This window comes from Clostridiales bacterium (assembly GCA_017961515.1).
Classification (GTDB): domain Bacteria; phylum Bacillota; class Clostridia; order Acetivibrionales; family RGIG10202; genus RGIG10202.
On sequence record JAGCXC010000040.1, the window covers coordinates 1 to 16,334 of the forward strand.

The 16,334-nt window shown below is 30.8% G+C and carries 13 protein-coding genes and 1 pseudogene; 10 read left to right on the forward strand and 4 right to left on the reverse strand.

Annotation, left to right across the window (positions count from 1 at the left end):
- Positions 1 to 313: 313 nt before the first annotated feature.
- Complete coding sequence (locus tag J6Y29_02610; GenBank protein ID MBP5426772.1) at positions 314 to 2,431, forward strand: GGDEF domain-containing protein; 2,118 nt, start codon at positions 314 to 316, stop codon at positions 2,429 to 2,431.
- A gap of 296 nt (positions 2,432 to 2,727) precedes the next feature.
- The gene (locus tag J6Y29_02615) at positions 2,728 to 7,209 is read left to right on the forward strand and encodes an ankyrin repeat domain-containing protein (GenBank protein ID MBP5426773.1); all 4,482 of its coding nucleotides are present in this window, start codon (positions 2,728 to 2,730) and stop codon (positions 7,207 to 7,209) included.
- A gap of 63 nt (positions 7,210 to 7,272) precedes the next feature.
- Here the strand turns inward: J6Y29_02615 and J6Y29_02620 are convergent, their stop codons facing one another.
- Entirely contained in the window at positions 7,273 to 7,503 is a 231-nt protein-coding gene (locus J6Y29_02620; protein ID MBP5426774.1) for a DUF378 domain-containing protein, read from the reverse strand.
- A gap of 128 nt (positions 7,504 to 7,631) precedes the next feature.
- Here J6Y29_02620 and J6Y29_02625 point away from each other — a divergent pair, with 128 nt between their 5' ends.
- Both J6Y29_02625 and J6Y29_02630 read left to right on the forward strand, forming a co-directional pair.
- Positions 7,632 to 8,249: a GerMN domain-containing protein gene (locus J6Y29_02625; protein ID MBP5426775.1), complete on the forward strand. Its 618-nt coding sequence runs from the start codon at positions 7,632 to 7,634 to the stop codon at positions 8,247 to 8,249.
- Positions 8,250 to 8,373: 124 nt separating this feature from the next.
- Positions 8,374 to 8,547: a hypothetical protein gene (locus tag J6Y29_02630; protein MBP5426776.1), complete on the forward strand. Its 174-nt coding sequence runs from the start codon at positions 8,374 to 8,376 to the stop codon at positions 8,545 to 8,547.
- A 173-nt stretch (positions 8,548 to 8,720) separates the two neighbouring features.
- Here J6Y29_02630 and J6Y29_02635 read toward each other — a convergent pair whose 3' ends face one another.
- Positions 8,721 to 9,029, reverse strand: a complete 309-nt coding sequence (locus tag J6Y29_02635) for a carbohydrate-binding protein (GenBank protein MBP5426777.1) — start codon at positions 9,027 to 9,029, stop codon at positions 8,721 to 8,723.
- Positions 9,030 to 9,206: 177 nt separating this feature from the next.
- Between J6Y29_02635 and J6Y29_02640 the strand changes: the two genes are divergently transcribed.
- From J6Y29_02640 to J6Y29_02655, 4 genes are all read left to right on the forward strand, one after another.
- Positions 9,207 to 10,052 carry a tyrosine-type recombinase/integrase gene (locus J6Y29_02640; GenBank protein ID MBP5426778.1) on the forward strand — a complete coding sequence of 282 codons (846 nt, stop codon included), beginning with the start codon at positions 9,207 to 9,209 and terminating at the stop codon, positions 10,050 to 10,052.
- A gap of 237 nt (positions 10,053 to 10,289) precedes the next feature.
- A complete protein-coding gene (locus J6Y29_02645) occupies positions 10,290 to 11,639 on the forward strand; it encodes a phosphoglucosamine mutase (protein ID MBP5426779.1) in 1,350 nt (449 codons plus the stop codon).
- 53 nt (positions 11,640 to 11,692) lie between these two features.
- Positions 11,693 to 13,516: a glutamine--fructose-6-phosphate transaminase (isomerizing) gene (glmS, locus tag J6Y29_02650; protein ID MBP5426780.1), complete on the forward strand. Its 1,824-nt coding sequence runs from the start codon at positions 11,693 to 11,695 to the stop codon at positions 13,514 to 13,516.
- Positions 13,517 to 13,614: 98 nt separating this feature from the next.
- Positions 13,615 to 14,889 (forward strand): ankyrin repeat domain-containing protein, encoded by a 1,275-nt coding sequence (locus J6Y29_02655; protein MBP5426781.1) that lies wholly within the window; start codon positions 13,615 to 13,617, stop codon positions 14,887 to 14,889.
- 271 nt (positions 14,890 to 15,160) lie between these two features.
- Here the strand turns inward: J6Y29_02655 and J6Y29_02660 are convergent, their stop codons facing one another.
- Positions 15,161 to 15,424, reverse strand: a complete 264-nt coding sequence (locus tag J6Y29_02660) for a hypothetical protein (protein ID MBP5426782.1) — start codon at positions 15,422 to 15,424, stop codon at positions 15,161 to 15,163.
- 19 nt (positions 15,425 to 15,443) lie between these two features.
- Positions 15,444 to 15,668 (reverse strand): hypothetical protein, encoded by a 225-nt coding sequence (locus tag J6Y29_02665; GenBank protein MBP5426783.1) that lies wholly within the window; start codon positions 15,666 to 15,668, stop codon positions 15,444 to 15,446.
- A gap of 280 nt (positions 15,669 to 15,948) precedes the next feature.
- On the opposite strand from J6Y29_02665, the pseudogene J6Y29_02670 reads away from it, so the two are divergent.
- Positions 15,949 to 16,122 (forward strand): annotated as a pseudogene (locus J6Y29_02670) (PspC domain-containing protein).
- A 15-nt stretch (positions 16,123 to 16,137) separates the two neighbouring features.
- A complete protein-coding gene (locus J6Y29_02675) occupies positions 16,138 to 16,329 on the forward strand; it encodes a PspC domain-containing protein (GenBank protein MBP5426784.1) in 192 nt (63 codons plus the stop codon).
- The last annotated feature ends 5 nt before the right edge of the window (positions 16,330 to 16,334 follow it).

Genomic DNA, 16,334 nt, shown 5'->3' on the forward strand with positions numbered 1-16,334 from the left:
CTGTAAAGGGTGCTGTCAATCACCCTACGATGTAACGTCACTAGTAGATGCTAATCTATTAGAAAAAAGGTCGGAGGTATATGCCGTTAGTACGACTGGGCAGTTACAAGCCCATCCACCTTTAGGTGGTGGGTAGTTGACAAATTAGATAAATTAGGTATAAAACCCTTGAGTTTTAAAAGCTTGAGGGTTTTATATTTTTTTTTTAAAAATTAATTGTAAAGGTTAAATTAGATGTGTAAATATTATTTTTTTTGACGATATAGAAGTAGGAAGAAAAGCTAATAAACTGTCTATAAAAAGGGTGAAAAATATGAGCAAAAATAAAAAAGCAGTGTCTATAAAAACTAAAATAATAAAGCCAATGATATTGGTATTATTTTTGCAGATAGTAATAATTTTGCTAACTGCATGTTTTGGTGATACAACAAGTGAGCTTAGGAGCAACTCATATAATTTATTAGTTAAAGATGGAGAGATAATAAAGTATACGGTGGAAGATATTTTTTCTAAGTATGTTATTAGCGATAAGGATTATCAAGCTATAAATTCAAAACTAAAATTACAAGAAATAAATGTTGATACAGTAGATAATGCAATAATAGCGGTAGGAGGGGATTTAGAGAATATTATAAAAGAAATGGATGTTGAGGGTGCATTTATTGTTTTGGATCAGAATTTAACTAGAAAAGATGAAGGGAAATTAGGAATATATTTAAATAAAGATTTAACAGCAAGTGTTGGTTCATTAAAAGCCTTAAAAGAATTAAATTTAAGAGCTAACAGTTCATGGAATGATTCTTTTAAGATAGATCAAAGTAAAAGTTCAGATTTTTATAATAAAATAGCTAATGTAGCAAAAATAGGAAGCGTATCAAACTATAGAGATTATGGTTATTGGGGTAAGCCAGTTAATAAAGGTGAAAATGGGGCTATATGTGTCACATATACATTGCCATTGGTAAGAGATAATGGTACGTTTTATGGAGTTATGGGAATAGAAATTTCTTCAGATATCATAAGAAAGATTTTTAATGAAAAGTATCAAGTTAACGGAACATGTTCATTTATAGCGTATGGAAAGGAAAACACAGTAGATGCAATTTCTTTAATTCCAGATGACTCCAATATGTACATTATAAATATATTAGATCATGTAAAAAACAGAGAAGATATTTATAAAGTACAGGGAGTACCTAATAGTGAAGGAGAAAGTAATGTAGTGTATTTGTCAGATTTAAAAATAGATTCAGTAGGGAAGTATATAAAAGGCGAGGATATAAGAGTTTTAACTACTACTACAGAAGAGAATTTATTAGTGATACAAGATAGGATTTTAAAGGACTTGGTTGTAGGAATGATGATTGCATTAGTATGTGGCATTATAATTTCTATATTCACAGCTTCATTTGTTGCAAGTCCAATAACAAGACTTGTTAACAATGTTAAAAGAATGAATCCAAGTAAAGAGATAAAACTTGAGAGAGTAGGAATAACGCAAGTGGATGCGTTGGCTATGTCTATAGAGAATTTAGGTAAGAACGTATTGGATAATGCGTCTAAGTTGTCACAAATTATAAATTTAGTTAATATGCCAATAGGTGCATTTGAGTACTATGATAATTCTAATATGGTTTATTGCACACAATCATTTTTTAGCGTTGTGGGGATGCCAGTTAGTGAAAGTGAAGACCTATTTATAAACATGGAGAAATTTAAAAAAGTTCTATCTGAGATAACAAAAGATAGACTTCAAAATGAAAAAAATGTTTATCGCATAGAACAAGATGGCAAAGAAGAGTATATACGGGTAAAGATGCTAATAAATAATCAAAAAACATTAGGAGTTGTTGTTAATGTTACAGATGACATACTAAAGAAGCAAAAGATAGAATATGAGAGAGATCATGATGTTTTAACAGGGCTTTTAAACAGGATAGCGTTTAAAAGGGAAGTTGCAAATTATATGGCGAATCAAAAAAATGAAAAAGTTGCAGCATTTTTGATGTGGGATTTGGATAGTTTAAAATATATGAATGATACGTTTGGACACGAATTAGGAGATAAATATATAAAAATGGCTGCGGATGCTATAAATAAATTTACTAAATATGGTGGTATAGCAGGAAGGATAGGAGGAGACGAATTTACTGCATTTGTGGGAGGATTTGAGACAAAAGACGAAATAAGACAAATTATAAATAAAGTAAAAAGAGATTTTGATGCAACAGAAATAGAGTTACCTAATGGAACTAAGAAAGCCATGAGTGCATCGATGGGAGTTGCATGGTACCCACAAGATAGTATAGATTATGAGGAATTATGTAAATATGCAGATTATGCAATGTATGAAGTTAAGAAGAGTACCAAAGGCGCTCTTAAAGAATTTGATATTAATACATTTAAATCTGATTATGATAAATATGAATAAATTAATAAAAAATAGGCAGACACTAAAGATTAAGAAAATCTTTGGTGTTTGCCCATTTTTTTGAAATTTTTTAAGATTTAGAAAGATATTTTGGGTTGCATTTTTAGTGCAGACATTATATAATAGCCCATAAGCAATGGAAAATTAAAGCAAATAAAGAAAAGCGTATATATATTAGAATATTTAGTAAACAAAATACTAGTATAATATACAAAAAATGAAAGGAGGGGAACAAATAATTTCTGGTAAGGAGGACGTTTAGGTTAGTCTTTGTACGGGTTATTTGTTTTTTTGTTATGAAAGAGTTTGTAAATGTTTTAAGAAGGTCAGATTTTTTTGAAATGTCGAGCATAGAATCTAATTTAAAGCTATTAGATCTGCATATAAGAAATGGAAGTATAAAACTAAATACTTTAAGTTCTGAAGGTTCAACTATATTACATAGGGCAGTATCTGCACAAAAGGAAGATGTGGTAGAGTACTTGGTGAATTTAAAAAAAGATAATGTGTATATGGTTGATGTGAATAAGGAAGATAAAAACAAGATGACTCCGCTACTTTTAGCAGTTTTTGGTGGTCACACAAAAATAGTAGATATTTTGCTAAAGAGAGAGGATATTTTGTTAATGACTGACGATGTGATGAGGGATCCGTTATATGCGGCTTGTTTGCAAAATGATGCAGAAATTATTAAAAAGCTATTATACACAAACAAAATAAATTTAAGAGATAGAGTCAAAAAAGGAAGGTTATTATTACATTTTGCACATGAAAGAAATAATATAGGTGCAATGGAAGAACTAATAAAATATGGTATAGATGTGAATGAAAAAGATAGTTTAGGTTATACAGTAGCTTATTATACGGCATTAAATCAAAAAGGGAAAATTAGAAATAGAATTTTAGAGTTATTAATGCAAGGAGATAAAAATTGTATAAATGTATCAAGTCCAGTGGGAAACACGTTATTACATTATGCTTGTAGTGAACAAGACTTAGAGTTAGTTAAATTTCTAGTTAATATCAAGAATTTAAAGATTAATATGACAAATGATAAAGGTTTAGCTCCAATACATTACGCATGTGGAAATCCTAAAATGGAGATAATTAAATTATTATTGGAGAGAAAGGATCTGGACTTAAACAAACGAACAGCAAAAGGAGTTACACCTTTACATGCTTTGGCGGCAAAAGGGACAAAAGAAATGGTAAGGCTTTTCCTTGATAAAGGAGTAGATGTGAATGCGGTTGATGTGGACGAAAAAACCCCTCTTCATTATACATATTTATACAATAACGTAGAGGTAATGAGAGAGTTGTTGAATGCAGAGAAGTTAGAGATAGACAAAGATAATATTCTAAATAAATGTATTATGTTTCATATGTGTGGAAGTAGCAACGTAGATTTGATAGATTTGATATTGAAAAAATCTGGATTTAGCGTTAGAATAAAAAAAGAAACGGGTGAAAGTCTTCTATGGGAAGCTTGCAATGAAGGAAATGAAGAAGTAGTTAAATTCTTACTTGGACGACCTGGGATGGGTAAGGATGACAAAAATTCTAAAAATTCAAAGGGATTTGCACCATTACATAGAGCATGTTTTAAAAGATACATCAATATAGTAAAATTACTATTATCAGATGATGAGGTGGATATAAATATAGCGGATGAAGATGGGTGGACACCTCTACATTATATGGTACAAGCTGGTTACACTGAAATTATAGAAGTACTTCTTAATGATCCAAGAGTAAATATAAACGCAAAAGATAATGAAAGACGTACCCCACTTAGTTATGCTTGCGATCGGAAGGATATTACCATAGTGGAAATATTATTGAAAAAAGGGGCGGATATTTTAGAACAAGATAATTTTAATATTGCACCTATACATATGGTTTTTACTATGAAGGATGATAAAATCAAGGAATTATTAAAAAATGCAGCACTAGAAGAAATAAAAAAGATTTGTAAAAATAATGATATAAGTAGGTTAGGGAATTTAATAAAAAAGTGTATGCCTATTTATGCAAATTTAGCAAAAGAAAGTATAAAAATTGCTTGTGATGAAGATAATGAATTGATCTTAAAATACTTGGTAGATATTGGGGTTAACATAAATCAGAGGTATGAGAATAAAGCAACATTAACATACTATGCGTGTTTGAGAGATAACGTAAATATAGTCTCTATGTTATTACATCACAATGTAGATATAATAGATGATAATTTGATTAAGTTTGTGAATAATCATAAGGAAAGAAAGACATCAGAACTTGTTATAAAGCATGCAACATCCAAGTTTTTAAAGGCATGTGAAAGTTGCGATGAATCAGTAGCTCTAGGGTTATTAGATTATGATATGGATTTAGTAATGCTAAAAGAAAAAGGGTTGAATATATTAGAAATAGCTAATGGAAGTTTAGAGATAGCCATGGCGTTAAAGCGTAAATTATCACATAGATTACCTATTGCATTAGGAAGAAAATCTACAGATGAAGCTTTGATATTAATGGAGATGGGTGTTGACTTTGACATGAGTGACGAAAATAATAAGACAGTATTGATGTATGCTGTAGAGAATGGGTATTTTAATTTTGCAAAGGAATTAATACGTTCAGGAGTTAATATTGATACTTGTGATGTAGATGGTAGAACTATATTAATGTATGCTAGTAAAAATAATAATTTAGAATTAGTAAATATGTTATTAGACAGGGGCTTGGAGATAGAAGATAAGGATAAAATTGGCAAAAATGCATTAATGTACGCCGTAGAAAGCGGTTCTTATAAAATCATATGGCATTTTGTAGATAAAGGAGCCGATACGATGGCAGAGGATAAAAATGGAAAGAGTATACTCATGTATGCACTAGAACATAAAATGTATGGTGCTGCTAAGTATTTGCTAGAAAAAGGAGTTTCTAGTTATTATGATGTAGAGGGTAGTACATTATTAATGTATGCAGCAAAGGGATCTAGTAGAGAATTAGTTGAGCGCATTATGTTTATGGGGTTTGACGTAAATTATGCTAATGCTAAGGGAGAGAATGCGTTATTGTGGGCATCTAGAGGAGGCAACAGAGATGCAGTAGAATTTTTATTAGAGAATGGAGCAAAAGTGGATTCGTTAGATAGAAAAGAGAGAAAGCAGCTTAAGAATCTTACGAAATTAGATAGGAAAATAACAATTATGATAGCGGTACAAGAGTATGATATAAATAAAATTGAGAGATATAAGCAATATATCAATGTTGCTCTAATTTATGCAATCAAGTATAGGTATGACGTAGTTGCCAGATATGTGGTATCTGATAGAAATGTCAATATGAGATATGAAAGGGACACATTGCTTACGTATACCATAAAGATTGGAAATGTACAAATGGCGAGTTATTTGATAAAGGAAAAAGCAGATGTTAATGCCAAAAGTGAAAACAAGCTTACAGCGTTAATGGCAGCAAGCTGGTTTGGATATACGGAATTGGTTGCAAAAATAATTGAAGCAGGCGCAGAGATTGAGGCTGTGGATAATAATGGAATGTCAGCTATCTGGTATGCTTTTTTAGGATCTTGCAATAGGCAAACGATAGACTATTTATTAGAGCGAGGAGCTAAATTATGTAGGACAAACAAGTATGGTAGAAACATGTTGATGCACGCATGTGAAGCTAGGTTGGAAGGCGTAGTAAGAGAATTAATATCGAGAGGCATTAGTGTTAATTTTACTGTTAATAAAAAAGAGACGCCATTGGAGTGTGCGTTGGCAAACAAACATTATGATATAGCTGAAATGCTTATTTTAAATGATGCAAATATTGATGTAGTAAAAAATAGTTTTCAGACTATAATGGGTATGAGTTATATTTTAAGGGCGCATTTTGAGATTAATAGGATAAGATTTAAAAATAATGACAGAACATTTTTAGAGTATATAATAAGCAAGAAATCGCGTGTGTTAAAAGATTTAATTAATGAATCTATGAATGATAAAGATGAAAATGGCAAAACGACTCTTATGTATCTTTGTGAATATGGTAGTGATGTTGCAAGACTATTTATAGATAATGATATCGGTATAAATGACAGAGATACTAGCGGAGTTACACCATTGGCTTACGCAATGAAAGGAGGAAACAAAAATTTAGTAAGAGCATTAATTTGGGCTGGTGCAGATTTAAGTGCGGTTGATGGTAAGGGAAAGACTATTTTGATGTATGCAATAGAGTTAAAGCAAGATAATGTGTTAATGTATAGAGGATTAAGTGCTAAGGGAGAAGACGACGAAGGAAATACTGCACTGATTTATGCTATTAATTCAGGGAATAAGGAAATAGTAGAGGAATTATTGCTAAGAGAGGCAGATATAAATTTTTTAAATAAAAATGATAAGACTGCACTTATGGTGGCGATAGAGGCAGGTAGATATAACATAGCAAAAGTTTTGATAAATTATCGTTTAACTGATGTTAATATATATAATGAAAAAGGGGAAACTGCCTTGTCGTACGCGGCAAAAGCAAAATCAATAAACATTATAAGAGAACTTTTATTAAAGGGAGCGGTTATGCCAAAAGATGGGGATACAATATTATTTATGAAAGAACTAGTCCAAAAAGATAGTGAACTTCGTGAATTGATGAAGAAGAATATATTAAAACAAAGAAGATTAAATGAGTACGCAGGCACACCTAATATTCCAAGATCAGGCAGAATTAGTTTAAATATTCTAAGAGCAGACAAAGTAAATTCAAGTGAAAAGAAGTTTGTAAATTGATTAAAGGAAATTATAAAATTAGATCTAGGCGATTTAAATTTTGCCTAGATCTTTTTTAGTGTATTAGATTTGAGAGTGATTTAGCGCAGTATTGCTGTTATGCATAAACAAATTTATTGCAAGAAGTCCTGCCAAACCAACAATCGAGTATACAGTCCTACTAACTATAGAGCTTGAGCCGCCAAGAAGAGAAGCTACTAAGTCAAACTGAAATAAACCAACAAGAAGCCAGTTTATAGCTCCAATTATTACAATTGTCAATGAAATCTTATCTAAGGTTGATTGTTGTTGCATTTAATACAACTCCTTTAAAAGAATTTGCTCTATTAGTATTTCCATGATTAATAAAAATATTCAATTGGAATAATTTTTTTAATTAAAACATAGAAATATATAAAAGGACATGAAGTGAGGATAAAATAGTGAATAAAAACAAAATTACATTAGCGTTAGTTGGTGCATTAATTGGAATTTGTGGTATAGCAGGACATATTAGTTTAAAAGATATATCAATAAGTGAATTTGAGCCTCAAATAAGTCCAGTAAGCTGTGCGTTTATGGGAGAGGCAGAAGCAAAAAGAATCCAGGATAAGATTCCTGTGCATTTATACTATGCCACAAAGGACAACAAATTAAAGCTGGTGGTAAGGTATGTGACAGTAGAAGAGGCCCAAAAAGATATAGGGAATTTTGCGACAATTATAATGGAGGAACTGATTCGTGAACCAAAAGAAAAAGAGTTAAGAGGTGTTATTCCGAAAGGGACAAAATTAGAAAAACCTGTACAAGTGAAGAATAATATAGCTATAGTAGATTTATCAGAGGAATTTGTTAAAAATCATAAAGGAGGAATAGAGGAAGAAAAGCTTACCATATTTTCTATAGTAAACTCTATGACAGAATTAAAAGATATAAATAAAGTGAGATTTAAGGTAAATGGAAAAACATTAAAAGATTACAAAGGTAATTTTAGGTTTGATAAAGATTTTAAAAGGTTCAAATCCGAAACCCCAGGAATAACACCTACAAATACGATGTAACAATTATTTAATAAAAGTGTAATAAAAGCGATATTTACTGAGGAAATAAAAGGTGGTAAAATAATTTTAAAGAAAAAAGTTTTTGACAGAATAGTAAAGGTAAACAATTAGAGGGAGTGTTTAGATGGGATCGAAGGTGGATACAGTAAAAAGAGTTTTTGCATGGGTATTATTGCTAGGATTTGTAGCGCTGTTGGTTAATATTTTTGTTCTTCATTTTTATTTAAAAGAAAGCTTTACGATATATCTTTTGATTGCGGGGGCGTTTATTTTTATAAAAAAGAAGACTTCCTTTTAAAGTACAATAGCTCTATTACTTATGTGTGGGTATTAAAGCTAAAGTTATTATATTAAAGGCCTATGGTTAAAGTAAAAGATAGGATATTAAATTTTTATCCTATCTTTTATTATTTTTTTTTTTAGCTTAAATTCTTCTATATTTTTATAACTATTACTTTTTCTAAATAAACTCTAGCAATCTACACAAAATTTATAATTTAATCCATTATTATTATCCCAATTATTAGCGCCATCTTTAAAACATACATTCAACGAAGAAGCATATGCTACAGGTACATGTGCCTCGAATCCACTGGCTGTTTTTTTCATATTAAAATCACCTATGTGATCCCATGTATCTCCATATCCAACATGAGCAATAATAGTTGTAGCTCCACTTTGTGCTAAAAGTCCGTTATAACAAATTGTGACGTCACTGCCTGATAGCGGTACACTAGGATTTAAAATAATACCTTGATCAGTATAACAGTTTCCTCTCATAAGAAAAAAAACCTCCTTATAAAATAATATCAATAATATTATTACTCTTTTTATAAAAAATATTTATGGAAAAAACTTGAACTTATTTCCATAATATAGTAAAATTTACTAGATGGTTATATTTTGCAACAACAGTAAATAGAAATTTCGATATAATATAAAAAGAGGAGAATTAATATGGGATTTTTAGTAAATGAATATATTGATTATTTAAAAAATCAAAAGAAATTATCTAGTAGTACATTGCAATCTTATAAAAAGGATATAGAGCAATATATAGAATATCTTGATGATATGAAATGCGACGTAAAGAAGAAAACATCAAAGAGTACAATAGTAATGTATTTATTGTATTTGAAAAGTAGTAATAAAAAAACTACAACAATTTCTAGGAAGCTTGCATCGATACGATCATTTTATCAGTATTTATTAAGTATCAATTTGATAAGTGAAGATCCAACAGAATATTTGGAGTCACCTAAAATTGAAAAGAAAAAACCTGAAATTTTAACGCAAAGTGAGATAGAAAATTTGTTGAATCAACCAGAATGTACGAATCAAAAAGGAATACGGGATAAAGCTATGCTGGAATTAATATGTGCAACAGGAATAAGGGTTAGCGAATTAACGTCACTTAATTTAGAAGATATAAATTGGGATGAGAATATAATATATTGCGGAAGTGATGATACCAAAAGAGCGTTATGGATTTCAAATTATGTTCTAAAATGTTTGTCAAACTATATACACAATTCACGAAATGGAGATCAAAAAGAGAGTGCTTTATTTTTAAATATTTACGGAAAAAGAATAACAAGGCAGGGTTTTTGGAAAATAATTAAATTTTATAAAAACAAAGCAAGTATAGAAAAAGATGTCACACCACATACACTAAGACATTCGTTAGCAGTTAAATTAATCAAAAGTGGCAAAAATTTGAAAGAAATAAAAAATATACTAGGATTTAAGGATGAGTCTTCCGCTAACATATATAAAAATATGCGATTAGCGCAATTAGATTGAAGTATATACAATAATAGCTTACATTAGTTTGATTTTTAAATTGAATATGATCACCATAAATAAAATATTTTTACAGTAATCATAAAAAAATATTAATAACAATAATAAACAAACTAATTTTATGAGAATATTATTATATATACTTGATAATAATGTAAATAAGTTGTATAATAGCATACGGTATCAGAAACAAGGTATCAAGAGATCGAAGTTTTTTGAGAGCTTAAAGGAGGAGAAATGAGCAGATTATTTGGCACAGACGGAGTAAGAGGGATTGTAGACAAAGAATTAACAAAAGATTTAGCATATAGATTGGGAATAGCAGGGGCAAGAGTTTTAGCAAGAAGTTCTAGGCCTAAAATTTTGATAGGCTGTGATACCAGGATATCGTGTGGCATGTTGTGTGATGCATTAGTTGCAGGAATAGAGGAGGAAGGTGGAGTTGCAGTTGTTTTAGGAGTTATACCAACTCCAGCAGTTGCAGTTTTAACAAGGTTGTATGAGGCAGATGCGGCTATTATGATATCAGCTTCACATAATCCGTATGAGTTTAATGGCATAAAGTTTTTTGATAGAAATGGCTATAAATTATCGGATGATGTGGAAGATAAGATCGAGCAAGAAGTTTTAGCTATGAAAGAAGAGTTTAGCAATAGGAGTGTTAGAATAAAAAGATGTGATGGTGCAGAAGGAGATTATTTGAATTATATAAGGGGAGTAACAGATGTTTCATTGGATGGTCTTAATATAGTGTTAGACTGTGCTAATGGTGCGGCATCTAATTTAGCGCCGAGATTGTTTGAAGGTTTAGGTGCGAACGTATTTGTGATACATAATACTCCTAATGGAACAAACATAAATAAAGAATGTGGTTCAACACATATAGAGAGTTTACAAGAGGAGGTCTTGCTAAGGAATGCAGATATAGGTTTTGCATTTGATGGAGACGCAGATAGAGTTCTTGCAGTTGATGAAAAAGGGGAAGTATTAGATGGTGACAAAATATTAGCTGTTATAGGAAGTTATATGAAGTCAGAAGGTAAGCTTAAGAATAACACGATAGTTGTTACAATTATGAGTAATCTAGGTTTTGATGTTATGGCAAGACAGAAGGGTATAAATGTTGCAAAAACAAAAGTTGGAGACAGATATGTTTTAGAGAAAATGTTGCAAGACGGATATGAAATAGGTGGTGAGCAGTCTGGGCATGTCATATTATTAAAATATAACACGACTGGTGATGGGATGCTAACAGCGATAAAATTTTTAGAAGTTTTGAAAGCTTCAAAAGAGAAGTGTTCCAAGCTTGCTGGTATAATGGAGTCATATCCTCAGGTGTTAAAGAATGCAAGGGTTAAGAATGAGAATAAACGTAAGTGCTTAGAAGATGAATTTATAAAAAATATGTGCAAAGAATTAGAAGATGAGTTTAAAATGGAAGGAAGAGTGGTTATAAGGCCTTCTGGAACAGAGCCATTGATTCGGGTAATGATAGAAGGAAAAGATGAAGAGTATATAAATGAAAAAGCTATCATGTTAGCTGCAGAGATAGAAAAAAGAGGAGGAAGCGATACCTATTATGTATGAATATAGTAGGGTCTAAAAATATAGTAAAGATTTGATGAAGCGAGGTTAGAAAAATGTGCGGAATAGTTGGTTACATAGGTGGTAGAAATGCAGCACAAGTGTTAGTTAACGGATTGAAGAAGCTTGAATATAGAGGATATGATTCAGCTGGTATTGCATTATTTGAAAACAATCAAATTAATGTTGTCAAGTGTAAGGGCAGGTTGAGTTCTCTAGAGGAAAAGATAAGTGTAATTAATCCTATAGGTAATATAGGCATTGGTCATACTAGATGGGCTACGCATGGAGAACCTAATGATATAAATTCCCATCCGCATGTCAGTCATTCGGGGAATCTTGCAGTTGTACATAATGGGATTGTGGAGAATTATATAAAATTGAAAGGATTTTTGCAAGCAAAGGGGTATGAGTTTGTGTCTGATACGGACACAGAGGTTTTTGCGCATCTTATAGAATATTATTATAAAGGTGATTTGTTGGATGCTGTTATAAAATCTGTTAGTGAAGTAGAGGGATCATATGCCTTAGGTGTAATCTGTAAAGATAATCCTGATGAGTTTGTAGCCGCTAGAAAAGATAGTCCACTTATAGTTGGCCTTGGGAATAAGGAAAACTTTATAGCTTCAGATATTCCAGCCATACTAGAGTACACCAGGGATATATACATATTAGAAGATAAAGAAATAGTTTCATTAAAGAGAGACTCTGTAAATGTTTTTGATATACATGGTATGCCAGTAAAGAAAGAGGTGTTTCATGTTAATTGGGATGTTACAGCAGCTCAAAAGTCAGGCTATGAATATTTCATGATGAAGGAGATTTGTGAAGAGCCTAAAGTGATAAGGGATACTGTAAATCCTAGGATTATTAATGGGGAAATTTCACTAAATGAGATTTCAATAACGAAAGATATTTTAAGAAGGATTGAGAAGATAGATATTGTAGCATGTGGTACAGCTTATCATGCGGGAATAGTTGGCAAGTATATAATAGAAGATATTGCTAGAATTCCTGTACAAGTAGATGTTGCATCTGAGTTTAGATATAGAAATCCTCTGGTTACAAATAAGAATCTTGTTATAATTATAAGTCAGTCTGGTGAAACAATAGATACTTTGTTTGCGTTAAGAGAAGCTAAAAAGAGAGGAGCTAGAATTTTATCCATAGTAAATGTTGTGGGAAGTTCTATAGCAAGAGAGTCAGATGACATAATTTATACGTTGGCTGGACCTGAAATTGCAGTAGCGTCTACAAAGGCGTATAATGCTCAATTATCTGCATTATATCTACTTGCGTTAGATTTTGCAAAGAAAAAAGAGTGTATATCAAACGATGTCTACGCGGCTTATATAAATGAGTTAAGAAAGTTACCCCAGATGGTAGACAATACACTAAAGTTTAAAGACAGGATACAAAAATTTGTTGCGTCTCATTACAATGTAAAAAATATTTTCTTTATAGGAAGAGGTTTAGATTATGCGCTTTCAATGGAGGGATCACTAAAATTAAAAGAGATTTCGTATATACATTCTGAAGCTTATGCTGGAGGAGAGTTGAAGCACGGACCTATTGCATTGATTGAGAAAGGAACATTAGTTGTATGTCCTTTAACTCAAGATGCTTTGAAAGAGAAAATGATTAGTAATATATTGGAAGTAAAAGCAAGAGGTGCGGTTGTATTGGCTATAACTCAGAAGAAAAATAAAGATGTGGAAGATATAGCTGATGTTGTAATTAATATAGATGATGTAGATCCTTTTGTAGCACCGATACTTGCTGTAACACCATTGCAGTTATTCGCTTATTATATGGCTGTTGCGAAAGGTTGCGATGTTGACAAACCAAGAAATTTGGCTAAGAGTGTTACTGTAGAATAGGTAGATATGTATAAGTATTGATTTTCATAAAATAACTTTTATATACGGTTATAGCTGTGGTATATAGGCCTGAGTGGAAGTAAAGTCTACAGGGGAGGATGTGTAGAGGTATAAAAAAGATAATGGCGTATTGTATAAGAAAGTCTGGAGAAGCAATAATTAAAGGATTGTGTAATGGAGAAGTTATTAATGGATTGTATAGTCTATTAATAGTGTATGCTTGTTTCAATATTTTTTTTATGGCGTTTGTTTGTCATTTGATTTTAAGTTTTAGTTCTGAATTTTTAATTACTATGAGATTGCCGCTTTTGATGAGATTTTCTCGTAGTGGAAATATAACAATAGTTAAGCTGCTATTGAAGTTTGGGTTTGATCCTAACATAGAGTTTATGGATAAGACAATTTTAATAGAGGTTATCGAGTCTAAATATATGGATGTGAAAGATAAAGTTAATATGCTTAGGTTGTTGATAGATAATGGGGCAGATGTTAATAAAAAAGTTAGATATGAAGGAGGAGATGTTCCCATTATTATTGCGTGTAGACAGATGGAAATTGAAGTAATAAGGCTTTTAATTGAAAGTGGGGCTAACGTTAATTATGTTGATGCACTTGATGAATCTGTTTTGATGAAAGCTTGTAGAATAAGATGTTTTAAGGTAGTAAAGATTTTAGTTGAACATGGAGCGGATGTGAATTATATTGATGCAGGCGGTAGATCTATTTTAATGGAAGCTTGCGGAAAATGTAGCTTGGAAATGGTAAAATTTTTAGTTGAGAGTGGGGCTAATGTCAGTTGTAGAAACAATTATAGTTTAAAGATAGCTTGTTGGAATGAAGTATACGATGTGGCAAAATATCTTATTTGTAAAGGAATACATTTGGAATACAACGATATGCCGTTACTTTTTGTAAACATGCCTCAAATAGAACCTAGAATGTTATGTACTATGTTTGATGGTAATGAAACTGAACTAGGTAAGTTAATGGAGGATTATTGGAAAGAGAATAGAGTAAGTAGTAACAGTTATTTCGATGAAGAGATAAAATCTATAGAATTTTCATATATATTAAAGAAGCATGTATTACCTAAAATAGAAAATATATGTAATGATCTAAAAGATGATATAAAAATTCAAGAGAATTTAAAACAACATGTCTTAGGACATGACGAGGAGAAATTAAATTTAAAGCGAGATAAATTAAATAATTTTATTTTGATAAAGAAGAAAATTTATAAATTTATAGATATGTCGAATCAGCAATTAAATTATAAAATTATTCGATTTATAAATATATCCAAAAGAATCAAACTAGAGAGAGTGGGGACAAGCAGTTGTAGCAAAGATATAAATTTTGGATATAAGAATTAAAGGTAGTTATATAAAATAAATGATACACCAGAAATGAAAACTACAATTATTATATCTGATAATGTGTCTAAAGCCTCTAAGGTTTGCCCCGTATACTGCACAATATAGTTTTTAGCAACCAACAACAAATTATTGAGAGTGTTTATATCGTCTTGCATAAAGGGTTTTCTTTTTAAAAAAAACATGATTTTTTTAGATATAATATTTGTATTAGCAAAGTTTAAGAAAAGGTGTTGATGTCGGGTGAAAGCCCAACATCAACAAAATTTAATTATTTTTTAATATTAAAACTTAAATTTATAGTACTTACACCCAATAGGATTCCACTCAAAGGTAATAAACTTGTAACTCGTTTTGTGGTGAATGCATATATATAAAAACCAACCATAACAAGCGCCAATATACCGTACATAATAGAAAGAGATTTATATTTGACTGTTTTATCTATAAATATAAGTTTAATTGCATTTAACGCATGAGATAAACATATAGTTCCCATAGTTAAAGTTATTGCCCAAAATAAGGAATTATCCATAGTAAACACCTCCTAACAATTACTTAATTACTTTGTAAACGCCGTCTATGAAGAGAAAAGTTCCAATTGCGCCAATAAATGCAACACTTGCGGGGGTAGCGACTAATGTAGCAATCGGCGCAACGCATGTTGCAAGAATAGCTCCTGTACCTACTTCTGCAACAGCAATATTAGAATTTGAACCTCCATTAATTGAAAGCATTTCAGTGTCTTTTAAAGTACAAAATTTGGCATATTCTTTCATAACATCACTCCTTATTCTTAAGATTACATTTTATTTATAACTAAGATAAACAACAAATACACTGGTATAATATATTAAAAATAACATTAACGCAAACATAAAAAATGCTATTTTTAATAAAATATGTTAAATTTTCTCAAATTATCTCAATAAAAGCCAAGTTTTCTCCAAATTTTTACAAATAAAAAAATGTTTGAATTTAAAACAACAAAAAATTGACAAAAAACAAAAAACATGATAGCATATGTATATGAATTTTGGAAGATAGGAAGGTGATACTATGAAAAAGTTTTACAGATCCAGTAGCAACAAAAAGATTTTTGGTGTATGTGGAGGCATAGGGGATGTATTAGGAATAGATCCTACAATAATAAGAGTAGTTTGGGCTGCAGGAGCTTTGTTATTTGGAATAGGAATTGTTTTATACATTTTAGCAGCTTTGATCCTTAAAAAAAATAATATTGAAGTTATAAATTGTGATGTTAAGAAACTTTATAGATCTAAAACAGATAAAATAATATTTGGTGTATGTGGAGGCATAGCAGAGTATTTAGATGTTGATCCGTTTATTGTAAGATTTATGTTTATAGTAAGTGTTTTATGTTTTGGATACGGGATTTTAACCTATCTAGTAGCGGCATTTATAATAAAATATAAATAAGAATA